Source organism: Pseudomonas chlororaphis subsp. piscium (assembly GCF_003850345.1).
Taxonomy (GTDB): Bacteria; Pseudomonadota; Gammaproteobacteria; order Pseudomonadales; family Pseudomonadaceae; genus Aquipseudomonas; species Aquipseudomonas piscium.
Genome location: NZ_CP027707.1, coordinates 3,246,154 through 3,270,621, shown reverse-complemented (window position 1 = coordinate 3,270,621; position 24,468 = coordinate 3,246,154). Strand labels below are relative to the sequence as shown.

The window sequence follows — 24,468 nt, the reverse complement described above, 5'->3', positions numbered from 1 at the left end:
AAAGTCAGAGGTTGCGCGAAATGACCATGCGCTGAATGTCGCTGGTGCCTTCGTAGATCTGGCAGACCCGCACGTCGCGGTAGATGCGCTCCAGCGGAAAGTCGTTCAAGTAGCCATAGCCGCCCAGGGTTTGCAAGGCGGCGGAACAGACCTTCTCGGCCATTTCCGAGGCGAACAGCTTGGCCATCGACGCCTCCACCAGCGCCGGCTTGCCGCTGTCGCGCAGGGCCGCGGCGTAGTGCACCATCTGCCGCGCCACGGCGATCTGGGTGGCCATGTCCGCCAGGCGGAAAGCCACCGCCTGATGCTCGATGATCGGCTTGCCGAAGCTCTGCCGCTCGCGGGCGTAGTCACGGGCGGCTTCGAAGGCCGCGCGGGCCATGCCCACCGATTGCGAGGCGATGCCCACGCGACCGCCTTCGAGGTTGGCCAGGGCGATCTTGTAGCCCTCGCCCTCCTCGCCCAGGCGGTTGGCCACCGGCACCTTCACATCCTCGAAAAGGATCTGGCAGGTGTCGGAGGCGTGCTGGCCGAGCTTGTCTTCCACCCGCGCGACGCTGTAGCCCGGCGAGTCGGTGGGCACGATAAAGGCGCTGATGCCGCGCTTGCCGGCCGCCGGGTCGGTCACCGCGAACACTATCACCACCCCGGCGTTCTGCCCCGAAGTGATGAACTGCTTGCAGCCGTTGAGCACGTAATGCTCGCCCTCCAGCCGCGCCCGGGTTTTCAGGCTGCTGGCGTCGGAGCCGGCCTGGGGTTCGGTCAGGGCGAAAGCACCGAGCATGGCGCCGCTGGCCAGGGGCTTGAGGAAACGCTCCTTCTGCTCGTCGTTGCCGAACTTGAGGATCGGCACGCAGCCCACCGAGTTGTGCACGCTCATGATGGTCGAGCAGGCGCCGTCGCCAGCGGCGATCTCTTCCAGGGCCATGGCATAGGCCAGGTAACCGGTGTCGCAGCCGCCCCACCGCTCCGGCACCAGCATGCCGAAGAAGCCCAGCCCGGCCATCTCGCCGATGGCCTCGCGGGGGAAGCGATGCTCGCGGTCCCATTCGGCGGCGAACGGCTTCAGGCGTTCCTGGGCAAACTGCCGGGCCGCGTCGCTGATCTGCTGTTGTTCGTCATTAGGCAGCATGGTGGTTCCTTAATACAGGCATTCGACGGCCATGGCCGTGGCTTCGCCGCCGCCGATGCAGATGGCCGCGACGCCGCGCTTCAGGCCTTTCTGGCGCAGGGCCGAGAGCAGGGTCACCAGGATCCGCGCGCCGGACGCGCCGATCGGGTGGCCCAGGGCGCAGGCGCCACCGTGGACGTTGACCTTGTCGTGGGGGATTTCCAGCTTCTGCATGGTGACCAGGCTGACCACGGCAAAGGCTTCGTTGATTTCGAACAGCTCGACCTGGTCCAGCGACCAGCCGGTCTTCTTCAGCAGTTTCTTGATCGCCCCGACCGGCGCCACCGGGAACAGCCCCGGGGTATCGGCGAACGCCGCGTGGCCGTGGATCACCGCCAGGGGCTTGAGGCCACGTTTCTCGGCTTCGGAACGGCGCATCAGCACCAGGGCCGCGGCGCCGTCGGAGATCGAGCTGGAGTTGGCCGCGGTGACGGTGCCGCCGTCGCGGAACGCCGGTTTCAGCGCGGCGATCTTGTCCAGCTTGGCCTTGGGCGGCTGTTCGTCGTCGCTGATGGTCTGCTGTTCCTTGCCGACTGTGACCTGCAGCGGCACGATTTCCGCCTTGAAGCTGCCGTCCTTGATCGCCTGCTGGGCGCGGGTCAGCGAGGCTACGGCGAAGTTGTCCTGGGCTTCGCGGCTGAAGCCGTTGGCCTCGGCGCAGTCTTCGGCGAAGGTGCCCATCAGGCGGCCCTTGTCGTAGGCGTCTTCGAGACCGTCGAGGAACATATGGTCGAGCACCCGCCCATGGCCCATGCGGTAGCCGCTGCGGGCGCGGTCCAGCAGGTAAGGCGCGTTGGACATGCTTTCCATGCCGCCGGCGATCACCACCTCGGCGCTGCCGGCCAGCAGCATGTCGTGGGCAGCGATGGTCGCGGCCATGCCGGAGCCGCACATCTTGTTCAGGGTGGTGCAGCGGGTGGCCTTGTCCAGCCCGGCGCCCAGCGCCGCCTGGCGGGCCGGTGCCTGGCCGAGGCCGGCCGGCAGCACGCAGCCGAACAGCACTTCATCGACACTGTCGCTGGCCACCCCGGCGCGCTCCACCGCGGCCTTGATGGCGGCGGCGCCGAGTTGCGGCGCGGTCAGGCTTTTCAGCTCGCCCTGGAAGCCGCCCATGGGGGTGCGGACGGCGCTGACGATAACGATCGGATCTTGGTTCATGAGGAGTCCTCCTTCCTTACTTGGCTGCCATGCGCAGGGCACCGTCGAGACGGATCACCTCGCCGTTGAGCATGCTGTTGCTAATGATATGCCCGACCAGCGCGGCGTACTCGTCCGGCTTGCCCAGGCGTGGCGGGAACGGCACGCCGGCGGCCAGGGAAGCACGTACTTCGTCGCTCATGCCGGCCATCATCGGGGTTTCGAAAATGCCCGGGGCGATGGTCATCACCCGGATGCCGAAGCGCGCCAGCTCGCGAGCGGCCGGCAGGGTCAGGCTGGCGATGGCGCCCTTGGAGGCGGCATAGGCGGCCTGGCCGATCTGCCCGTCGAAGGCCGCCGCCGAGGCGGTGTTGATGATCACCCCGCGCTCGCCGTCGGCGTTCGGCTCGCTGTTGGCGATGGCCGCGGCGGCCAGGCGCATCAGGTTGAAACTGCCGATCAGGTTGACGTTGATCACCTGGCTGAAGCTGGCCAGGGCATGGGGACCGTTCTTGCCGAGAATCTTCTCGCCGCGCACGATGCCGGCGCAGTTGACCAGCCCGTGCAAGACGCCGAACGCCTTGAGCGTGGCCTGCACCGCCGCTTCGGCGGCGGCTTCGTCAGTGATATCGGCGACCGTGCTCTGGCAACCGAGCTGTCGCGCCTGGGCTTGCACGGCCTCGGCGTTGAGGTCCACCAGCATCACCTGGGCGCCGGCCTTGACCAGCATCTGCGCGGTGGCCGCACCGAGACCGGAAGCGCCGCCGCTGACGAGAAAAACCTTGTTTTCGATGTGCATCATGAGTTCCTGGGTAATTCAGGCCGAAGCCTTGTGCGCCGCGGCCTCTTGAGCCTTGGCGATTTCCTGGTTGCGCAGGATGAAGCGCTGCAACTTGCCGCTTGGGGTTTTCGGCAATTCGCTGACAAATTCGATTTCACGGGGGTACGAGTGCGCGGCCAGGCGCTTGCGCACGTACTGGCGCAATTCCTCGGCCAGCTCCGGCGTGGCGCGGTACTGGGCGCTGAGCACGACGAAGGCCTTGACCAGCTCGGTGCGCTCCGGATCGGGCTTGCCGATCACCGCCGCCTCGATCACCGCCGGGTGCTCGATCAGCGCGCTTTCCACGTCGAACGGGCCGACCCGGTAACCCGAAGTGGTGATCACGTCGTCGCTGCGCCCGACGAAGCTGATGCTGCCGTCCGGGTTCAGCTCCACGGTGTCGCCGCTGAGGTAGTAATCGCCGACGAAGGCCTTGGTCACCACGCCGTCGTAGCCGTTGAACCAGAACATCGGCGACTGGCTGCGATCGAGGGCGAGGATGCCCGGCTGGCCCACCGAGAGTTCCTGGTGCTGGTCGTCGAGCACCACGATGCGGTGGCCCGGCGAGGCAAAGCCAGCCGCGCCGACATGTACCGGGTGCTCCAGGCCATGGTGGTTGCACAGGACCATGCCCATCTCGGTCTGGCCGTAGTGGTCGTGGATCACCACGTCGAGGTTGTCGGCGAACCAGCGGATCACCTCCGGGTTCAGCGGCTCGCCGGCGCTGCTGACGATGCGCAGCTTGCCCTTGATCGACCGGGCGAACTCGTCGCCGCCGGCGATCAGCAGGCGGTAGGCGGTTGGCGAACCGGTGAGGTTGGTGATCCCGTACTTGTTGATCACCCGGCAGGTGCTTTCCAGGGTGAAGGGACCATCGTAGAAGGTGATCGGGTGGCCAGTGCCCAGCGGGCCGGTGATGCCGAAATAGATGCCGTAGGCCCAACCCGGATCGGCGACGTTCCAGAACGCGTCCTCGGGACGCAGGTCGACGGCGTCGCGGGTGTAGCTCTGGAACGCGACTATGGCCTTGAGCGGCACATACAGGGCCTTGGACGGGCCGGTGGTGCCGGAGGTGAACATCAGCAGGAATGGGTCTTCGCCCGTCAGCAGCACGGGTTCGCACTGCGTCGGGTAATTGGCCAGTTCGGCCCAGAAACTGAAATCGCCACGGACGATGCCCTGGCCCTTGGCGCCCGCGACCGTGACGATGGTCGGGCAGCCGGCCACTTCAGCGAGCTTTGGCCGGTTGACCGCATCGGTCACCACCAGCTTGGCCCCGGAACTGCTCAGGCGGTGTTCGATGGCCTTGGGGCCGAAGGCGGTGAACAGCGGCTGGTAGACCGCGCCGATACGCCAGGTGGCGAACACCGCGATCAAGAGTTCGACGTTGCGCGGCAACAGGCCGGCGACCTTGTCGCCCTTCTTTACGCCCTGGGCCAGGAGGAAGTTGGCGAAACGCGCGGCCTGGTCCTGCAACTCGCTGAAGGTGTAGGTCGCGCTGCTACCGTCGCGGCCCTCCCAGAACAGCGCGATACGCCCCGGCAAGGCGTGCCGGTCACAGCATTCGACGCAGGCATTGAGTGCCGACAAGGAGCCATGCAAGGCCGCGTCGACGGTGTGCTGGTAATTGAAGTGTGCCGTGGCAGACAGGTAATCGCGCATTGCCAGAATCCCTCACTGTTCTTATTAGGATGGGAACTACAAAAACATCAGGCAAATACTGGCGCCACGGCCCGGGCGGGACAATGGTCAAAGCTTTCAAGTTGCGTGACTGGTTTGGCCAAGAACCTCGTGCTAGCCACGGCGACTAAGGCGCCCTGTAGCCGCTGCCGAGCGACAGCGAGGCTGCGATCGGCAACGCAGTTGCCGCAAAACCTGAGCTTGCGGTATGTCAGGCGGAATGCGTTGCCTGGGGTGCGACCGCTACGCGGTCGGGCGCAGCCTCGCTGTCGCTTGGCAGCGGCTACAGGAGTGCGCGCAGGCCAGGTGGTTGAGTCCGTAGGAGCGAGCGGGCAGCGATCCGACTTGCCTGCGATAACGATGGCCTGGGCGCCGCCGCCTTCAACCGGCCTCGTTGAGGATCAGGCTGCGATAGTGTCCGGGGTTGGAGCCGGACCATTTGCGAAAGGCCTTGTAGAACGAGCTGGCGTCGGCGAAGCCCAGGCGGCTGGCAATTTCCGTGAAGCTGATCTGCGGCTCGGCCAGCCAGGCGATCGCCAGCTCCTTGCGCACCCCGTCCTTGAGGCCCTGGTAGGTCTGCCCTTCTTCCGCCAGGCGGCGGCGCAGGGTCGAGGCCGACATGCACAGGCTGTGGGCCAGGCTCTCGGTTTCCGGCCACTGGGCGGCGGGCAGCTGGCGCAGGTCGTGCTTGATGCGGCTGGCCAGGCTCTCTGGGTCGCGGTATTTGACCAGGATATTGGCCGGCGCCTGGGCCAGGAAACGCTTGAGTTCCTCGTCGCTGCGCTTGATCGGCAGGTCCAGGCAGTCGGCGGCGACGATCATCCGCGTGCGCGGCCGGTCGAACCGCAGGTTCTGCGAGAACATCACCTGGTAGTCATCACAGAAATCCGGCTCCGGGCAGCGCAGTTCGATGGCCAGGATCGGGATGCGCCGCCCGGCCAGCCAGCAGGCCACGCCGTGGACGATCATCCAGTAGGTGAAATAGGTAAAGGCCCGGCGCGGCTCCTGCTCGTCCTCCAGCAGGACGATCTCCGCCAGGCTCTGCTGGCGCACCAGCTGGGCCGGCAGGTGTTCGAGCATCAGCGACAAAAAAGCCAGCCCGGACTCCAGGCCTGCGGCCAAATTCTGCTGGGCCATGGCGCTGCGGCAAAGAAACGCCAGGCTGCCGGACTTGAGCTTGCGCGGGTCCATGCCGAAGAACTCGTCGTCCGTGCGCCGGGCCAGCAGGCGCCACAGCCGGGCATAGGCCAGCGCGGGCACGCGGGCGGCGCTGACGTCCAGCTGGGCCGGGTCGATGCCGACCTTGAGCAGCACTTCTTCGCTGGCGGCACCCGGGGCGCAGCTTTGCAGCAGCGCTTCGCGCACCAGTTGCATGGAGATCGTGTCTTTTTCCGACATCGCGCGTAACTGCTTCCTGCATAAAGAGATTTGTCGGCCATCTTAGGCCGTGACGAGGAAAAAGCCAGTGGACTTCTGGCTAAGCGGCCCGGCTCGTCCCGCCCGGTTTCCTGACCTTCGTGCGCCGCTGCCTGCAGTGCTCTGCGCAGCGACGGGCCGCACGCCCATTCGCCCTTGCCCCAGGCAGATAAGCCTCAGCACACCGAAAGAAAAATCTCTTACAAGTCCTGATCTTGCCTTCGCCACAAAAAGACAAATCTCATTAACGCCAAAAAATTGTAAGCGTTCTTGTACATTCCGTTTTTAATAATAAATCTCAAATAGGATTTAATCTCATCAAACCCAAAGAGTGATTCTCATGGATAGCAAAGCCCCCTCCTCCTTGCCACAGCACCGTCTGCTGGCCCCCACAATAGGCCTCGCCATCGTCTCTGCCTCCGGTCTCACCGTAGCTGGCGAACGGCAGAACGTCTTGCAACTGGACAACATCAAGGTCGAGGCGGAGGAAGGCAAAGGCTACAAGACCGAACGTTCGTCTTCCGCCAAGTACGTGGCGCCGCTGCTGGACACCCCGCAGACCATCACCGTGGTGCCGCCCAAGCTGATCCAGGAACAGCAGGCGCTGAGCCTGCGCCAGGTGCTGTCGAACGTGTCCGGCATCACCTTCAACGCCGGCGAAGGCGGTGGCGGCTCGGGGGACAGCATCAACATCCGCGGCTTCTCGGCCAACAGCAACATGCAAATCGACGGCCTGCGCGACAGCGCGCAGACCAACCGCTCCGACACCTTCAACATCGAACAGGTGGAGGTGATCAAGGGCCCCAACTCGGTCTTCGGCGGCGCCGGCACCACTGGCGGCAGCATCAACCTGGTCAGCAAGCAACCCAAGAACCAGGCGTTCACCCGCCTCGGCGGCAGCCTCGGCACCGACAACTACTACCGCCTGACGCTGGACAGCAACCAGCCCCTGGAGGGCGTCGGCCAGGACAGCGCGGTGCGGATCAACCTGATGGGCCATCAGAACGATGTGCCCGGCCGCGAGCAGATCGACCGCGAGCGCTGGGGCATCGCACCGTCGTTGCGCCTGGGCTTCAGCGACACCACCCGGCTGACCCTCAGCGCCTTCCACCAGACCGACGACAACCTGCCGGACTACGGCGTACCGGCGCTCGACGGCAAGAAGCTGGCTGGGGTCAAGCGCGATGCCTATTTCGGCTGGAAGAATCTGGACAAGGAGGAGATCGAACAGAACGCCTTCACCGCCGATTTCGAGCATGACTTCAGCGACCACCTGCGCCTGCAGAACCTCACGCGCTACAGCCGCACCGCGCGCGACACCATCGTCTCGGCGTCCCATGTCAACACCAGTGGCGTGCCGGCGGGCCGCTACCGCCCGGCCGGGCCCCAGGCCTACGGGCGCGACGCCACCACCGAGATGTGGATCAACCAGAGCAACCTGATCGGCGACTTCGAATTCGCCGGCATGCGCCACGATCTGGTGGCGGGTGTGGAACTGTCCCGGGAGACCCTCGACCTGAAGACCTACAACCATGGCCTGGGCACCGCGCTGTATCCGCGCGATGGCTATGCCCTGGGCAACCCGCCCGGACGCTGGAACGGCCCGGTCAACAAGGCCACCAGCGGCTATACCGAGACCACCCTCAAGGGCCAGGCCTACTACCTGTTCGATACCATCGCCCTGAGCGAGCGCTGGGACCTCAACCTCGGCCTGCGCTACGACAAGATCAAGGGCGACGTCGACAAATACTCGGGCAGCCATATGAAAAGCGAGAGCCTGGTCTCGGACACGAACAAGGCCAGCGCCCGCACCGGCCTGGTGTTCAAACCGACCGAAAACGGGCGCATCTATGCCGCCTGGGGCAACTCCTTCAACCCGTCCGCCGAAAACCTGGCCTCGACCGGCGGTGGTTTGAGCAAGGGCAACCAGGACCTGGCGCCGGAGAAGAACGAAACCTGGGAACTGGGCACCAAGTGGGAATTGCTGGACAAGCGCCTGGAACTGGACGGGGCGCTGTTTCGCGTAGAGAAGAGCAACGCCCGGGAAACCATGGCCGACGGCTCGACCCAGCTGGCCGGCAAGCAGCGGGTGCAGGGTGTGGAAATCGGCGTCACCGGGCATGTCACCGAGCAGTGGGACGTGTTCGCCAACTACACCTTCCTCGACAGCGAAACCCTGAAAGCGGCGAACACCGCCTCGGGTATCGCACGCAAGGGCCAGGCCCTGGGCAACACGCCGCCGCGCTCGCTCAACCTGTGGACCACCTATGAACTGCCAGCCGGCTGGACCCTGGGTTACGGCACTCGTTATGTCAGCGAGCGCAACGTGACCTCAAGCACCCGCGCCAAGCTGGACGCCTACTGGGTGCATAACGCCATGCTCGGCTACAAGGTCAACCACAACCTCGACCTGCAGTTGAACGTCAACAACCTGTTCGACAAGGACTACGTGGAACGGGTACGCCAGCAGAGCGGCTCGACCGCGCGCTCCTCGGCCATCGAATACGGCGACGCCCGCGCGGCGATCATGTCGGCCACCTATAGCTTCTGACCCCTCCCCCTCAGCGCGAAGCCCCGTTCGACCGGGGCTTCGCCGCTGTCATCGACTCAGCCCCCCTGTACTCCGACAGAGGCCGCTCCGGCCAAAAAACCAATACGCAATCTCCCCGGCCTCACCCGGCCCGAACGGGCGAATCCTTGGCCCATGGCGGCTTGCGCCGGGTGGAGGATTTCATCGCAGTGCAAAAAAGTATCGATTCGAGTGTCAGGGATGATTTGTCAGCGCGGTCGTTGAGGGCTGTAATCAGCCTCACATTCTTCCCGGCATCCGGAAGACACAACAACAATAACCGTCCTTCTGCCGCCCACCGGGCCCGGAAGAGGAGTGCACGATGAAACCCTGCATTACCGCCCTGCTTGTCACCACCTGCATGACCCTGAGCGGCGTCAGCCTCGGCGCCCAGACCCTGACCATCGCCACCGTCAACAACAGCGACATGATCCGTATGCAGAAACTCTCGAAAGCCTTCGAGAGCGAGCACCCGGACATCAAGCTGAACTGGGTGGTGCTCGAAGAGAACGTGCTGCGCCAGCGCCTGACCACCGACATCGCCACCCAGGGCGGGCAGTTCGACGTGCTGACCATCGGCATGTACGAAGCCGCGCTGTGGGGCGCAAAGGGCTGGCTGCAACCGATGCAGGACCTGCCCGCCGCCTATGACCTGCAGGACATCTTCCCCGCGGTACGCGAAGGCCTGTCGGCCAAGGGCACGCTGTACGCCCTGCCGTTCTACGCCGAAAGCTCGATGACCTACTACCGCACCGACCTGTTCAAGGACGCCGGCCTGGTCATGCCCGAACACCCGACCTGGGAACAGATCGGTGAATTCGCCGGCAAGCTCAACAAGCCCGAGCAGGAACAGTACGGCCTCTGCCTGCGCGGCAAGGCCGGCTGGGGCGAGAACATGGCCCTGATCACCACCCTGGCCAACGGTTTCGGCGCGCGCTGGTTCAATGAGCAGTGGCAGCCGGAATTCACCGGGACGGAATGGAAGAACGCCCTGACCTTCTACGTCGACACCATGAAAAAGGCCGGCCCGCCCGGCGCCTCCAGCAACGGTTTCAACGAGAACCTGGCGCTGTTCAACAGCGGCAAGTGCGCGATCTGGGTCGACGCCAGCGTCGCCGGCTCCTTCGTCACCGACAAGTCCCAGAGTAAGGTCAGCGAACACGTCGGCTTTACCTACGCCCCGCAACAGGTGACCGACAAGGGCAGCGCCTGGATGTACTCCTGGGCGCTGGCGATCCCCACCAGTTCCAAGGCCAAGGATGCCGCGCAGACCTTCGCCACCTGGGCCACCTCCAAGGAGTACGGGGCCCTGGTCGCCGAGAAAGACGGCATCGCCAACGTACCGCCAGGCACCCGCGCTTCGACCTACAGCGAGGCCTATCTGCAGGCCGCACCGTTCGCCAGGGTGACCCTGGAATCGCTGAAGGTCGCCGACCCGACCCAGCCGACCCTCAAGCCGGTGCCCTACATCGGCATCCAGCTGGTGACCATTCCCGAGTTCCAGGCCATCGGCACCCAGGTCGGCAAGCTGTTCTCCGCCGCGCTGATCGGCCAGACCACGGTCGACCAGGCCCTGGCCGCCGCGCAGCAGACCACCGAACGCGAAATGAAACGCGCCGGCTACCCCAAGTAATCCTTGTCCTCTGTAGGAGCGAGGCTTGCCCGCGATGAACGATAACGCGGTTATCGGACAGACCGCGGTGCGGCTATCGCGGGCAAGCTCCGCTCCTACAGAAGAAAGCATCTGTACCTGAACGGTTGTGATCGCCATGAATACCTCGACTGCCAAAGCTCATTTGCAAGTGCCCCAGGTCGCGCGCAAGCGCCGCCTGCTCAACCCCGGCTGGTTCCTGGTCAGCCCCTCGGTGGCGTTGTTGCTGCTGTGGATGATCGTGCCGCTGGGCATGACCCTGTACTTCTCGCTGATCCGCTACAACCTGCTGTACCCCGGGGAAAACCAGTTCGTCGGGCTGGAGAATTTCAGCTACTTCCTCACCGACTCGGGCTTCCTGCCCGGGGCCGGCAACACCCTGCTGCTGGTGGGCAGCGTGCTGCTGATCAGCGTGGTGTTCGGGGTGCTGATCAGCGCCTTGCTGGAGGCCAGCGAGTTCCTCGGCCGCGGCATTGTCCGGGTGCTGCTGATCTCGCCGTTCTTCATCATGCCCACGGTGGGCGCGCTGATCTGGAAGAACCTGATCTTCCACCCGGTGTCGGGGATTCTCGCCGCCGTGTGGAAGCTGTTCGGTGCCCAGCCGGTTGACTGGCTGGCCCACTACCCGCTGCTGTCGATCATCATCATTGTGTCCTGGCAGTGGCTGCCGTTCGCGATCCTGATCCTGATGACCGCCATGCAGTCGCTGGACCAGGAACAGAAGGAAGCCGCGCGCCTGGATGGCGCCGGGGCCATCGCGATTTTCTGGCACCTGACCCTGCCGCACCTGGCGCGGCCCATCGCGGTGGTGGTGATGATCGAGACCATCTTCCTGCTCTCGGTGTTCGCCGAAATCTTCACCACCACCAACGGTGGCCCGGGCTACGCCTCGACCAACCTGGCCTACCTGATCTACAACCAGGCGCTGGTGCAGTTCGACGTGGGCATGGCCTCGGCCGGCGGCCTGATCGCTGTGGTCATCGCCAATATCGCCGCGATCATCCTGGTGCGGATGCTCGGCAAAAACCTGACTGACAAACCCTGAGGTGCGCGCCATGACCCTGCAACAATCCCGCCGCCTGCACAGCCTGCTGCTCGGCACCCTAGCCTGGGCCATCGCCATCCTGATCTTCTTCCCGATCTTCTGGATGTTGCTGACCAGCTTCAAGACCGAAATCGATGCCTTCGCCACGCCGCCGCAGTTCCTCTTCACGCCGACACTGGAGAACTACCTGCATATCAACGAGCGCAGCAACTACCTGGCCTTCGCCTGGAACTCGGTGGTGATCTCCTTCAGCGCCACCGCCCTGTGCCTGCTGATCGCGGTGCCGGCGGCCTATTCCATGGCCTTCTACGAGACCCGCAACACCAAGCGCACCCTGCTGTGGATGCTGTCGACCAAGATGCTGCCGCCGGTGGGCGTGCTGATGCCGATCTACCTGCTGGCCAAGAGCTTCGGCCTGTTGGATACGCGCATCGCGCTGATCCTGATCTACACCCTGATCAACCTGCCGATCGTGGTCTGGATGATTTACACCTACTTCAAGGACATCCCCCGGGACATCCTCGAGGCCGCGCGGCTGGACGGTGCGACGCTGGGCCAGGAAATGCTCCGGGTGCTGCTGCCGATCGCCAAGGGCGGGCTGGCTTCCACCGTGCTGCTGTCGCTGATCCTGTGCTGGAACGAGGCGTTCTGGTCGCTGAACCTGACCTCGTCCAACGCCGCGCCGCTGACCGCGCTGATCGCCTCCTACTCCAGCCCCGAAGGGTTGTTCTGGGCCAAGCTCTCGGCGGTCTCGACCCTGGCCTGCGCGCCGATCCTGATCTTCGGCTGGATCAGCCAGAAACAACTGGTGCGCGGCCTGTCCTTCGGCGCCGTGAAATAACCAAACGACCCAACACCTGTAGCCGCTGCCGCAGGCTGCGATCGGCCGCTTAGCGGACGCGCTCTTGACGGTCCCGAAGGCTCTTCGAGCCTTATCGCAGCCTTCGGCAGCGGCTACATCGAAATTTTGAAATTTGGAGAGATTCCATGGCCAACCTGAAAATCAACAATCTGCAAAAAGGCTTCGAAGGTTTTTCCATCATCAAGGGCATCGACCTGGAAGTGCGCGACAAGGAGTTCGTGGTCTTCGTCGGCCCCTCGGGCTGCGGCAAATCCACCCTGCTGCGGCTGATTGCCGGCCTGGAGGAAGTCAGCGGCGGCAGCATCGAACTGGATGGCCGCGACATCACTGAAGTCAGCCCGGCCAAGCGCGATCTGGCCATGGTGTTCCAGACCTACGCCCTGTACCCGCACATGAGCGTGCGCAAGAACATGTCCTTCGCCCTGGACCTGGCCGGCGTGCCGAAAGCCGAGGTGCAACAGAAGGTCAACGAAGCGGCACGCATCCTCGAGCTGGGGCCGATGCTGGAGCGCAAGCCCAAGCAACTGTCCGGCGGCCAGCGCCAGCGCGTGGCCATCGGCCGGGCCATCGTGCGCAACCCGAAGATCTTCCTGTTCGACGAACCACTGTCCAACCTCGATGCCGCGCTGCGGGTGCAGATGCGCCTGGAGCTGGCGCGCCTGCATAAAGAGCTGCAGGCGACCATGATCTACGTGACCCACGACCAGGTCGAAGCCATGACCCTGGCCGACAAGGTGGTGGTACTCAACGGCGGCCGCGTGGAACAGGTGGGCTCGCCCCTGGAGCTGTACCACAGCCCGGCCAACCTGTTTGTCGCCGGTTTCCTCGGCACGCCGAAGATGGGCTTCCTCAAGGGCCGGATCAGCCGGGTCGAAGGCCAGGGCTGCGAGGTGGTGCTGGATGCCGGCACCCGCATCCAGCTGCCGCAAAGCGGCGCCAGGCTGAGCGTCGGCAGCCCGGTGACCCTGGGCATTCGTCCCGAGCACCTGGAACTGGCCCGCCCCGGCGACTGCACCCTGCAAGTCACCGCCGACGTCAGCGAGCGCCTGGGCAGCGACACCTTCTGCCACGTCGTCACCCCTTCCGGCGAAGCCTTGACCCTGCGTATCCGCGGCGACCTGGCCAGCGCCTACGGCCAGCAGTTGAACCTGCACCTGGACGCCGAACACTGCCACCTCTTCGATGCCGACGGCGTGGCCGTGGCCAGGCCGCTGCGCGCCGCCGCCTGAACGAGAACCGAACGATGAAACTGAACAGACACAACCTCCACCACCTGGCCCCCGAAGTGCGGCTGCCCGCCTACGACCTGGCCGAGATCCGGCAAGGCATGGTGCATATCGGCGTCGGTGGTTTCCACCGGGCGCACCAGGCTTACTACACCGATGCCCTGATGAACACCGGCGAAGGCCTGGACTGGGGCATCTGCGGGGTCGGCCTGCGCGCCGAGGACCGCCGCGCCCGCGACGACCTGGCCGGCCAGGATTACCTTTTCACCCTATTCGAACTGGGCGACGGCGACGCCGCCGAAGTGCGGGTGATCGGCGCGATCCGCGACATGTTGCTGGCCGAGGATGGCGCCCAGGCGCTGATCGACAAGCTGGCCGACCCGCAGATCCGCATCGTCTCGCTGACCATCACCGAGGGCGGCTACTGCATCGACGACAGCAGCGGCGAGTTCATGGCCCACCTGCCACAGATCCAGCACGACCTGGCCCACCCGCAGCAGCCGAAGACCGTATTCGGTTTTCTCTGCGCGGCCCTGGCCCTGCGCCGGGCGGCCGGGGTCCCGGCCTTTACCCTGATGTCCTGCGATAACCTGCCGCACAACGGCGCGGTGACCCGCAAGGCGCTGCTGGCCTTCGCCCGCCAGCACGACGCCGACCTGCACGACTGGATCGCCGCCAACGTCAGCGTCCCCAACGCCATGGTCGACCGCATCACGCCGATGACCAGCACCGCCCACCGCTTGCAACTGCACGACCAGCACGGCATCGACGACGCCTGGCCGGTGGTCTGCGAGCCCTTTGCGCAATGGGTGCTGGAAGACAAGTTCGTCAGCGGCCGGCCGGCCTGGGAAAAGGTCGGCGTGCAATTCACCGACGACGTCACGCCCTACGAGGAGATGAAGATCAAGCTGCTCAACGGCAGCCACCTGGCCCTGACCTACCTGGGCTTCCTCAAGGGCTATCGCTTTGTCCACGAGACGATGGCCGACCCGCTGTTCGTGGCGTACATGCGCGCCTACATGGACCAGGACGTGACCCCGCAACTGGCGCCGGTGCCGGGCATCGACCTGAACGACTACAAGGACACCCTGGTGGCGCGCTTCTCCAACCGGGCGATTGCCGACCAGCTGGAGCGGGTCTGCTCCGACGGCTCGTCGAAGCTGCCCAAGTTCAGCGTGCCGACCATCAACCGCCTGATCGCCGATGGCCGCGACACCGAGCGCGCCGCCCTGGTGGTCGCCGCCTGGGCCCTGTACCTCAAGGGCGTGGACGAAAAGGGCGCCACCTACAGCATCCCCGACCCGCGCGCCGGGTTCTGTCAGGCACTGGTGGCGGACGATGCACTGATCAGCCAGCGGTTGTTGGCGGTCGAGGAAATCTTCGGCACGGCGATCCCCGCCAGCGCCGAATTCACCGCCGCCTTCGAGCGCGGCTACAGCAGCCTGCGCGACAACGGCGTGACCCGTACCCTGGAGCGGGTATTGGCCCGAGACAGCTGATGCTTGCCTGTTGCTATCGCGTTGATCCAGAAAGATTGCGGATTCAGGTTTTGCGGTTGCGCTGCATCCGGTCACAGCCTCGCAGGCTCGGCAGCGGCTACAGTGGGTTTGATTTGAATTTTGTGCAGGTTCATCCATGACGACGCAACAGCTTTTCCTCGGCATCGACTGCGGCACCCAGGGCACCAAGGCCATCGTCCTCGACGCCGCCAGCGGTGAAGTGTTGGGCCTGGGCGCGGCGCCCCACAGCCTGATCAGCAGCGCCAACGGCCGCCGTGAACAGGACGTCGGGCAATGGCGCGAGGCATTCGCCCTGGCCACCCGCCGGGCCTTACTGGCCGCCGGTGTCAGCGGCCTGGATATCCTCGGCATCGGCGTCTCCGGCCAGCAGCACGGCCTGGTCCTGCTCGACCCGCAGGGCCAGGTGCTGCGCCCGGCCAAGCTCTGGTACGACACCGAATCCACGCCGCAGAACCAGCGCCTGCTGGATTACCTGGGTGGCGAACAGGGCTCCCTGGAGCGTCTCGGCGTGGCGATTGCCCCCGGCTACACGGTGTCGAAACTGCTGTGGACCCGGGAGCAGCATCCACAGATCTTCCAGCGCATCGCCCATGTCCTGTTGCCCCACGACTACCTGAACTACTGGCTGACCGGCCGCTGCTGCAGCGAATACGGCGATGCCTCGGGCACCGGCTATTTCAATGTGCGCACCCGGCAATGGGACCTGGCGCTGCTCAGGCACATCGACCCCGACGGCCGCCTGGAAGCCGCCTTGCCGGAACTGCTCGAAGCCCACCAGCCAGTGGGCACCCTGCTGCCGGAGATCGCCCGGCACCTGGGCCTCAACCCCGGGGCGCTGGTGTCCAGCGGTGGCGGCGACAACATGCTGGGGGCCATCGGCACCGGCAATATCCAGCCCGGGGCAATCACCATGAGCCTGGGTTCCTCGGGCACCCTGTATGCCTACGCCGAACAACCCCGGGTCAGCACGGATGCCGCGGTGGCGACCTTCTGTTCCTCAAGCGGCGGCTGGCTGCCGCTGATCTGCACCATGAACCTGACCAACGCCACAGGCGCGGTGCGCGAACTGTTCGAGCTGGATATCGACGCCTTCAACCAGCTGGTGGCCCAGGCGCCGACCGGCGCCGAGGGCCTGTGCATGCTGCCGTTCCTCAACGGCGAGCGGGTCCCCGCCCTGCCCCACGCCAGCGGCAGCCTGCTAGGGTTGACCGCCAACAACCTGACCCGGGCCAACCTGTGCCGCGCGGTGATGGAAGGCACCACCTTCGGCCTGCGCTACGGCCTGGACCTGCTGCGCCAGAACGGCCTGCAGAGCCAGAGCATCCGCCTGATCGGCGGCGGTTCGAAAAGCCCGCTGTGGCGGCAGATGGTCGCCGATATCATGCACACCCCGGTGGTCTGCACCGAGCAGAGCGAAGCGGCGGCTTTGGGCGCGGCGATCCAGGCGGCCTGGTGCGAGTCCCACGACAGCGGCCAGGCGCAGAGCCTGGCGCAGTTGTGCCAGCGCTGCGTGAGGCTCGATGCAAGCAGCGAAACCTTACCGATAGCGGCCAATGTCGCGGCCTACCATCAGGCCTATGAACGCTACCAACAGCATGTGGCAACCCTTTTGAAGAGCGAATGACTATGTACCTGGTCTGTGGTGAAGCACTGTTCGATTTTTTCAGCGAAGACGATGCCAGCGGTCGGGCATCGCGGGTCAACTTCCAGGCAATCGCCGGTGGTTCGCCCTTCAATGTCGCGGTGGGTTTGCGCCGCCTGGGCGTGGACGCAGCACTGTTCGCCGGGCTGTCCACCGACTACCTCGGCCGGCGCCTGTTGCAGGTGCTACGTGACGAAGGCGTGGGCGAAGACTACCTGCTGCATGTGCAAGCGCCGACCACCCTGGCGATGGTCGCAGTGGGCGCCGACGGCTCGCCGCAATACAGCTTCCGTGGCGAAGGCTGCGCCGACCGCCAGTTGCAGCTGGCCGACCTGCCGCCGCTCGACAGCCGGGTGCGCGGCCTGCATATCGGTTCGTTTTCCCTGGTGGTGCAGCCGATCGCCGACACCCTGCTGGCACTGGTGCGCCGCGAGCGCGGCCAGCGCCTGATCAGCCTCGACCCCAACGTGCGCCTCAACCCGGCCCCGGATATCCAGCTGTGGCGCCAGCGCATCGACACCCTGGTCCGACTGGCCGACCTGATCAAGGTCAGCGACGAGGATTTGCACCTGCTCTACCCCGACCAGGACCCGCAGCAAGTGATCGAAGGCTGGCTGCAGCATCACTGCCAGCTGGTGTTCCTGACCCGCGGCGCAGAGGGCGCGACGGTGTTCAGTCGGGCACATGGCCGCTGGTCGGCGCCGGCCATGCCGATTAAGATGGCCGACACCGTGGGCGCAGGCGACACCTTCCAGGCCGCCTTGATTGCCTGGCTGACCGAACGGCAGCTGGATTCGTTGGAAGGTGTGGCGGGCTTGAGCCGGGACCAGATCGACCAGATGCTCAGGTTCGCCATCCGCGCCGCGGCGCTGACCTGTGGCAAGACCGGACCGGACCTGCCCTATCGCCACCAACTGAACTGATCGAAAGAGCGCCACGTGGCGCTCCCATCGACCCGAATAGAGCCTTGCCCTTGACCCGCTTTGCCTGTGCCGCCGTAGTACTCCCCCTCGTCCTGACCGGCTGCGCGACCTCGCCGCCGGCCAACCCCAACGACATCTGCGAAATCTTTCGCGAGAAAAGCGACTGGTTCAAAGCCGCCAAGGCCACCGAAGAGAAATGGGGGGTGCCGATCCAGGTGCCGCTGTCGATCATCTACCAGGAGTCGAGCTTCAAGCAGGATGCCTTACCGCCCCGCAAATACCTGTTGTGGGTGATTCCCTGGGGGCGGGTCAGCACGGCGGCCGGCTACCCGCAGGCCAAGGACGAAGTCTGGGGCGACTACCAGAGCAAGGGCGACAACTACTGGGCCAGCCGCACCAACTTCGCCGACGCCACCGACTTTATCGGCTGGTACATGGACCAGACCACGCGGGTCAATGGCGTGACCAAGCAGGACGCCTACCGCCAGTACCTGAACTACCACGAAGGCTGGGGCGGCTATCGCCGCCAGACCTATACGGCCAAACCCTGGCTGCAGACCGTGGCGGGGAAAGTGCAAAGTCGCTCCAACCTCTACGGCCAGCAATACGCCGGCTGCCGGGAAGAGCTGAACCGCGGCTTCTGGAGCCGCTTCTGGAATTGGCTGTAAGCGCCTGACGCGGATCTCCCCGCCTCCACGCGCTTGTAGCCGCTGCCGAGCCTGCGAGGCTGCGATCGGCGGCGCAGCCGTCGCAAACCCGGCAACCGCGTTGCATCAGCTACACCGCGTGCGGTGGTTTGGCGGCTGCTTTGCAGCCGATCGCAGCCTCGCGGTGCTCGGCAGCGGCTACACGGACACCACAATCCCTGTAGCCGCTGGCGTAGCCTGCGATCGGGTTGGACGGCATTCCGACGAAGCAGTCGTAAAACCAGCCAATGCGTTTATCCAGGCATATCGCGGATTCAGCTTCCGGCAACGCCGTCAGAGAATCGAGAAGTTGTAGCTGACGATCAGCCGCGTCTCGTCCACGTCCCGGGCGTACTTCTCGTAGTTGCTGCGGTAGGTGGCGTTACGCAGGCGCAGGCTGACGTCCTTGAAGGTGCCGCTCTGCACCACGTACTTGAGTTCGCTGTCGCGCTCCCATTCGCGGCCTTCCTGGTCGCTGCCCGGGACCTTGATATGGTCGCCGCTGACATAGCGGGTCAGGAAGCTCAGGCCGTTGATGCCGACGGCCTTGAAGTCGTAGTCGTAGCGCAGCTGCCAGGAACGCTCCTGGGCGGCGGCGAAGTCGTTGACCTGCACATAGTTGACCAGGTACGGGTTGCTGCCATCGAGGTAGGGCATCGAGTTGTCGCCGTTCATGCGCTGCCAGCCGGCGCTGAAGGTGTGGCCGTCGATGGCGTAACCGAGCATGCCGCTCAGGGCGCGGTTATCGATGGAGCCGGCGCGCTCGGCGCCGCTGTCGGCACTCTTGAGCAGGCGCAGGTCTGCCTTCAATACACCCGGGCCCAGCGGCTGGTTGGCCAGCAGGCCGATGAAGTGCTGGCGGTAGATGTCTTCCAGCTCGGCGTAGTGGTACTGGCCGGTCAGGCGGTCGTTGAACTTGTAGTCGATGCCGTACATGTCGAAATGGTCGGCGGTGACATTGCAGGCATAGCGTTTGTTCTTGCAGTGCACGCGGATGTCCTGGGCGTCCGTGGAGTCCCGGGCGGTGTATTGGTCCAGGCGCGCGGCCATGAACGTCAGGTCCTTGATCTCCCTGGACGTGAGCATGGCGCCATTGAACATGGTCGGCAGCAGGCGTCCGTCGTTGTACTTGAGCAGCGGCAGGTCCGGCAGCAGCGCGCCGTACTTGAGCACGCTCTGGGACAGGCGCACCTTGGCGGTCAGGCCGAGCTTGGCGTACTGATCCTTGGAGCCCCGCGGGTCCTGGCCGCTGGACGGCAGCAGGCCGCTGTTGCTGCGGTCGGGGCTGGAATCGAGCTTGAAGCCGAGCATGCCCAGCGCGTCGATGCCAAAACCGACGGTGCCTTCGGTGTAGCCCGATTGCAGGTTGAGAATGAAGCCCTGGGCCGACTCTTCGCGCTTGGAGGCACCCTGATCGTTGCCGGTATGGCCGTCGCGGAAGTCACGGTTGAAGTAGAGGGTGCGCGACTCGAGCTTGGCGCTGCTGTCTTCGAAGAAACCCGCGGCCTGGACGGTAAAAGCCGCGCACAGGCAAAGGGCGCCGAGGCCCACTGTTTGATAACGCAGCGATCGGGATGAGTGCAGCAAAGGGAAAGGGGGACGCATGAAAAGCTCCAGCAGTGCATCGGTAACGCGGATGAAAGAAAGGCAATAGCAATCCATCTGGCGAATCATTTCTGGCCAGGTGAATTGATCAAATCAATGTTGACCCGCAATGATGGCAGATGGCTTTGACGGGCTACACCCGACTTTAGTCTGAAGCTGCTACAGCCTTTGGCGCTTCCCACGCTCCTCCAGCGCACTGCCCTGTCTGCGATAAAACGATCATTTCCAACACTTTTTTTCTTCATTGGCGCCCTTGACCGAGGCGCCATTCATTGGGCGATCCCAGAGGTTTTGGATCCAAGGAGGCGTCCACCGAGGATAAAAGCGCTGTTTTTTCGCTCAAAACATTACCGTTCGTCGGCTTTATTTGTCTTATCGAGTTTTGTATCAAGGAATTGACACAATGCTTTCACCACCCTTTCAGACACACTATCTAATTGATTTTAAAAACAATTAATCAATTTATAAAAGGATCCAAAATGCCATCGTCATTTATATAACACGGCAAAACGCCAATTAACCGCCTCCGCGCTGTGGTAGTGTCAAAAAAAGAACGCGAAAAGGGCTTGCACCTATTCAGTTCTTTAAGAAGTGGGCAGAAAAACTCACTCACTACCCATCACGGATGAGGTTCCTCCCTTGGATGTCAGCGTTTTTGGTACCGGCTACGTCGGCCTGGTACAAGCAGTCGCCCTGGCCGACGTCGGCCACAACGTGGTCTGTGTCGACATCGACAGCCAGAAAGTCGCCCAATTGCAGCGCGCCATCGCGCCCATTCACGAGCCGGGGCTGACGACGCTGATCGAGGACAATCTGAAAGCCGGCCGCCTGTCCTTCACCACCCAGGCCCAGGACGCGGTGAACCATGGCGAGCTGATGTTTATCGCAGTGGGCACCCCGTCCAACGAAGACGGCTCCGCCGATCTCGATCACGTGATCGCCGTGGCCCGCGACATCGCCCGCCTGATGCACAGCGACAAGACCCTGGTGATCAAGTCCACGGTGCCGGTGGGCACCGCCGACCTGGTGCTGGAAACCGTCATCGAGCAGCTCACCGACCTGGGCAAGTCCGAGCTCAAGGTGCATGTGGTGTCCAACCCCGAGTTCCTCAAGGAAGGCAGCGCGGTGGCCGACTGCATGCGCCCGGACCGGATCATCGTCGGCTGCGCCCATGACAAGCCGCGCCAGCAGCTGAGCGAGCTGTACGCACCGTTCAACCACAACCACGACCGCCTGATGTTCATGGATAACCGCAGCGCCGAGCTGGTGAAGTACGCCGCCAACGCGATGCTCGCCACGCGCATCAGCTTCATGAACGAAATGGCCAACCTGGCCGAGCGCCTGGACGTCGACATCAGCGCCGTGCGCAAGGGCATCGGCGCCGACCCGCGGATCGGCTACCACTTCATCTACCCGGGCGCCGGCTTTGGCGGCTCGTGTTTCCCCAAGGATCTCAAGGCGCTGATCCACACCGCCGAGAGCCACGGCCTGGAGCCGCACATGCTCAAGACCGTGCGCGACGTCAACGAGCAGCAGCGGCACGTGCTGTTCCGCAAGCTCAAGGCGCACCTGGGCGACGACCTGCGGGGCAAGGTCATTGCGATCTGGGGGCTGGCCTTCAAGCCCAATACCGACGACATGCGCGAAGCCACCAGCCGCTACCTGATGGAAGCGCTGTGGGAGGCCGGCGCCACGGTGCATGCCTACGACCCGGAAGCCATGACCGAATGCCGGCGCCTGTACGGCTACCGCCCCGACCTGCAGCTGTGCGCGACCCGCGACGACACCCTGCAATGCGCCGATGCGCTGGTGATCTGCACCGAGTGGAAGGCCTTTCGCGTGGTCGATTTCAACCAGCTGCGCGAGCGCCTCAAGGCTCGGCTGATCGTCGACGGGCGCAACCTCTACAACCCGCAACAGGCGGCGGATGCCGGCCTGCATTACCTGAGCATCGGCTTACCCTATCGCCTACCGGGGGCGCTCTACGCATGAATATCCTGATCACCGGGGCCGCCGGTTTCATCGGCGCCCATACCGCACTGCGTTTGCTCAAGGATGGGCATCAGGTCACCGGGCTGGATAATTTCAACGACTACTACGACCCGCAGCTCAAGCGCGACCGGGTGCGCTGGGTGGAGCAACAGGTGGGCGCCTTCCCGCTGTACCGCCTGGACTTGAGCGATGCCGACGCCCTCGACCGGCTGTTCGCCCAGGTCCGCCCGCAGGTGGTGATCAACCTGGCGGCCCAGGCCGGGGTGCGTTATTCCCTGGAAAACCCCAAGGCCTACCTGGACAGCAACCTCGGCGGCTTTCTCAACCTGCTGGAAATGTGCCGGCGCTACCCGGTCGAGCACCTGATCTACGCCTCGTCCAGTTCGGTGTACGGCGCCAACCATCACACGCCGTACAAGGTCAGCGACAACGTCGACCATCCGCTGTCGCTGTACGCCGCGAGCAAAAAGGCCAACGAGCTGATGGCCCACAGCTACAGCCACCTGTTCGACGTGCCGGCCACCGGCCTGCGCTTCTTCACCGTGTACGGTCCCTGGGGCCGCCCGGACATGTCGCCGATCCTGTTCGCCCAGGCCATCAGCGAAGGCCGGCCGCTGAAGCTGTTCAACTACGGCATGCACCAGCGCGACTTCACCTACATCGATGACATTGTCGAATCCCTGGTGCGTCTGCTGGCCAAGCCGCCGGTGCGCGACCCGCTGTGGGACCGCGAACGGCCCGACCCGGCCACCAGCATGGCGCCCTGGCGCCTGTTCAACATCGGCGGGCAGCGCCCGGTGGAACTCAAGGACTACGTCGCCACCCTCGAGCAACTGCTCGGGCGCAAGGCACTGGTCGAGTACCTGCCGCTGCAGCCCGGCGATGTGCTGAACACCTGCGCCGATGCCAGCGCCCTGGAGAACGTCACCGGCTTCGGCCCGCAGGTGCCCCTGGCCGAAGGCCTGGGGCGCTTCGTCGACTGGTTCCAGAGCTACTACCGGCCGCCCTCGCCGCCACGGGCCTGACGAGTCGCACCGAGCTGCACCGGCGAACCCGCTCGCCGCTTTTCTACCCACTGCCTATGGAAATACCCCCGATGGACATGGAGAGACCATTCTCATCGCCCGTGCCTTCTGTTCCCGAGGAGCCGACGCCGACTGCCGGCCCGATCCACATCGACCGGCGCAGCGACCCGTTCCGGCGCAAGGTCGAGGCCGCCGTCGAGCTGCAACGCCGTGGCTGGCTGACCGGTCGCCGCGGCGGCTGCCCCTGGACCCTGTCCCTGAGCAAGCGCCTGACCTCGACCCTGCTGGCCGCGCTGATCCTGCTGCTGATCTCGCCGTTGCTGTTGACGATCGCCCTGCTGATCAAGCTGACCAGCCCCGGCCCGGTGTTTTTCGTGCAACTGCGCACCGGCTTTCGTGGCCGGCGTTTCGGCATGTACAAGTTCCGCACCATGGTGGTCAACGCCGAGTCCCTGAAGGACTCGGTGCGCCACCTGAACAAGCACGGCCCGGACTCGGTGGACTTCAAGATCGACCGCGACCCGCGGATCACCGGGATCGGCGGTTTCCTGCGGCGCACCAGCCTCGACGAGCTGCCGAACCTGATCAATGTGCTGCTCGGCCAGATGCGCATCGTCGGCCCGCGGCCGACCTCGTTCCACGCCCAGACCTACAAGGAACACCACCTCGGCCGCCTGAGCATCTACCCCGGCATCACCGGCCTGTGGCAGGTGTCCGGGCGCAGCGATGTGGATTTCGACGGCCGGGTGACCCTGGACATGACCTACATCTTTCAGCAGAGCCCCTGGCTGGACCTGAAGATCCTGCTCAAAACCCCTCTCAAAGTCCTCAACGGCCACGGAGCAAGTTGAAATGGCGGCTGCAACCTTTGCCAGTCTGGAAATCCAGACCCCCACCGAAAGCAACCTGGCCGTGACCGTACTCGACCAGCAACTGCGGGTGATCCTGCTCACCGCGCCGAACGGCAACAGCGGCGTGACCACCAGCAGCCTGGCCCTGGCCAACGAGCTGGCGCGCACCAGCCGCGGGCGGGTGCTGCTGCTGGACACCAGCCTCGCCGACACCAGCCTGACCCGGCGCCTGGGCCTGGAACAGAACCCTGGGTTCCTCGACCTGGTGCTGGCCGAACAGCCGCCGAGCCTGGCGTCCTGCATCGAGCACCCAGGTGCCCCGGGCTTCGACTTCCTGCCCCTGGGGCGTCGCCAGCAGTACAGCGAACGCCTGACCAGCCAGCCGCTGCGGGAACTGTTCGCCGCGCTGAACGAGGCCTACCGCTTCGTGATCATCGACGGCGACCCGGTGTACAGCAACGGCGACATCCTCACCCTGAGTACCCAGGTCGATGGCGTGGTGCTGGTGGTGCGCAGCGAGGAAACCCGCTGGGAAGTGGCCCAGGCCGCCGCGCAACGGCTGGTCCAGGCCGAGGCGAAGCTGATCGGCAGCGTGTTCAACGCGCGCAAGTACTACATGCCCAAATGGGTCTACGACCGTCTCTGAC

The 24,468-nt window shown here is 64.7% G+C and carries 19 protein-coding genes; 13 read left to right on the top strand and 6 right to left on the bottom strand.

Annotated elements, in window-relative coordinates:
• Positions 1–4 precede the first annotated feature (4 nt).
• The 5 genes from C4K38_RS15175 to C4K38_RS15155 all read right to left on the bottom strand — a co-directional run bounded on the left by C4K38_RS15175 (position 5) and on the right by C4K38_RS15155 (position 6,206).
• Entirely contained in the window at positions 5–1,132 is a 1,128-nt protein-coding gene (locus C4K38_RS15175; protein ID WP_053279082.1) for an acyl-CoA dehydrogenase, read from the bottom strand.
• Between the two features lie 9 nt (positions 1,133–1,141).
• Positions 1,142–2,329: an acetyl-CoA C-acyltransferase gene (locus tag C4K38_RS15170; protein WP_053279081.1), complete on the bottom strand. Its 1,188-nt coding sequence runs from the start codon at positions 2,327–2,329 to the stop codon at positions 1,142–1,144.
• Positions 2,330–2,345: 16 nt separating this feature from the next.
• Positions 2,346–3,107, bottom strand: coding sequence for an SDR family NAD(P)-dependent oxidoreductase (locus C4K38_RS15165; protein WP_053279080.1), 762 nt, complete (start codon positions 3,105–3,107; stop codon positions 2,346–2,348).
• An 18-nt stretch (positions 3,108–3,125) separates the two neighbouring features.
• The gene (locus tag C4K38_RS15160) at positions 3,126–4,790 is read right to left on the bottom strand and encodes an AMP-binding protein (RefSeq protein ID WP_053279079.1); all 1,665 of its coding nucleotides are present in this window, start codon (positions 4,788–4,790) and stop codon (positions 3,126–3,128) included.
• Positions 4,791–5,189: 399 nt separating this feature from the next.
• Complete coding sequence (locus tag C4K38_RS15155) at positions 5,190–6,206, bottom strand: AraC family transcriptional regulator (RefSeq protein WP_053279078.1); 1,017 nt, start codon at positions 6,204–6,206, stop codon at positions 5,190–5,192.
• A gap of 358 nt (positions 6,207–6,564) precedes the next feature.
• Between C4K38_RS15155 and C4K38_RS15150 the strand changes: the two genes are divergently transcribed.
• The 9 genes from C4K38_RS15150 to C4K38_RS15110 all read left to right on the top strand — a co-directional run bounded on the left by C4K38_RS15150 (position 6,565) and on the right by C4K38_RS15110 (position 18,330).
• Positions 6,565–8,775 carry a TonB-dependent receptor gene (locus C4K38_RS15150; protein ID WP_053279077.1) on the top strand — a complete coding sequence of 737 codons (2,211 nt, stop codon included), beginning with the start codon at positions 6,565–6,567 and terminating at the stop codon, positions 8,773–8,775.
• Between the two features lie 379 nt (positions 8,776–9,154).
• A complete protein-coding gene (locus C4K38_RS15145; RefSeq protein WP_414860346.1) occupies positions 9,155–10,426 on the top strand; it encodes an ABC transporter substrate-binding protein in 1,272 nt (423 codons plus the stop codon).
• A 136-nt stretch (positions 10,427–10,562) separates the two neighbouring features.
• A complete protein-coding gene (locus C4K38_RS15140) occupies positions 10,563–11,489 on the top strand; it encodes a carbohydrate ABC transporter permease (protein WP_025808983.1) in 927 nt (308 codons plus the stop codon).
• A gap of 10 nt (positions 11,490–11,499) precedes the next feature.
• Positions 11,500–12,330: a carbohydrate ABC transporter permease gene (locus C4K38_RS15135; protein ID WP_053279075.1), complete on the top strand. Its 831-nt coding sequence runs from the start codon at positions 11,500–11,502 to the stop codon at positions 12,328–12,330.
• Between the two features lie 146 nt (positions 12,331–12,476).
• Positions 12,477–13,580 carry an ABC transporter ATP-binding protein gene (locus C4K38_RS15130; RefSeq protein ID WP_053279074.1) on the top strand — a complete coding sequence of 368 codons (1,104 nt, stop codon included), beginning with the start codon at positions 12,477–12,479 and terminating at the stop codon, positions 13,578–13,580.
• A gap of 14 nt (positions 13,581–13,594) precedes the next feature.
• The gene (locus C4K38_RS15125; RefSeq protein WP_053279073.1) at positions 13,595–15,076 is read left to right on the top strand and encodes a mannitol dehydrogenase family protein; all 1,482 of its coding nucleotides are present in this window, start codon (positions 13,595–13,597) and stop codon (positions 15,074–15,076) included.
• A gap of 136 nt (positions 15,077–15,212) precedes the next feature.
• Entirely contained in the window at positions 15,213–16,721 is a 1,509-nt protein-coding gene (gene xylB, locus C4K38_RS15120) for a xylulokinase (RefSeq protein ID WP_053279072.1), read from the top strand.
• Between the two features lie 2 nt (positions 16,722–16,723).
• Positions 16,724–17,662 carry a carbohydrate kinase family protein gene (locus C4K38_RS15115; protein ID WP_053279071.1) on the top strand — a complete coding sequence of 313 codons (939 nt, stop codon included), beginning with the start codon at positions 16,724–16,726 and terminating at the stop codon, positions 17,660–17,662.
• Between the two features lie 50 nt (positions 17,663–17,712).
• Entirely contained in the window at positions 17,713–18,330 is a 618-nt protein-coding gene (locus C4K38_RS15110; RefSeq protein ID WP_053279070.1) for a transglycosylase SLT domain-containing protein, read from the top strand.
• Between the two features lie 312 nt (positions 18,331–18,642).
• On the opposite strand, the gene C4K38_RS15105 is transcribed toward C4K38_RS15110, so the two are convergent.
• Positions 18,643–19,953, bottom strand: coding sequence for an OprD family porin (locus tag C4K38_RS15105; protein ID WP_053279204.1), 1,311 nt, complete (start codon positions 19,951–19,953; stop codon positions 18,643–18,645).
• 639 nt (positions 19,954–20,592) lie between these two features.
• On the opposite strand from C4K38_RS15105, the gene C4K38_RS15100 reads away from it, so the two are divergent.
• The 4 genes from C4K38_RS15100 to C4K38_RS15085 all read left to right on the top strand — a co-directional run bounded on the left by C4K38_RS15100 (position 20,593) and on the right by C4K38_RS15085 (position 24,467).
• Positions 20,593–21,945: a UDP-glucose dehydrogenase family protein gene (locus tag C4K38_RS15100; protein ID WP_053279069.1), complete on the top strand. Its 1,353-nt coding sequence runs from the start codon at positions 20,593–20,595 to the stop codon at positions 21,943–21,945.
• Positions 21,942–22,970 (top strand): NAD-dependent epimerase, encoded by a 1,029-nt coding sequence (locus C4K38_RS15095; RefSeq protein ID WP_053279068.1) that lies wholly within the window; start codon positions 21,942–21,944, stop codon positions 22,968–22,970. The genes C4K38_RS15100 and C4K38_RS15095 overlap by 4 nt, the downstream gene beginning before the upstream one ends.
• A gap of 77 nt (positions 22,971–23,047) precedes the next feature.
• Entirely contained in the window at positions 23,048–23,821 is a 774-nt protein-coding gene (locus tag C4K38_RS15090; protein ID WP_081001514.1) for a sugar transferase, read from the top strand.
• Between the two features lies 1 nt (position 23,822).
• Positions 23,823–24,467, top strand: a complete 645-nt coding sequence (locus C4K38_RS15085) for a CpsD/CapB family tyrosine-protein kinase (protein WP_053279067.1) — start codon at positions 23,823–23,825, stop codon at positions 24,465–24,467.
• The last annotated feature ends 1 nt before the right edge of the window (position 24,468 follow it).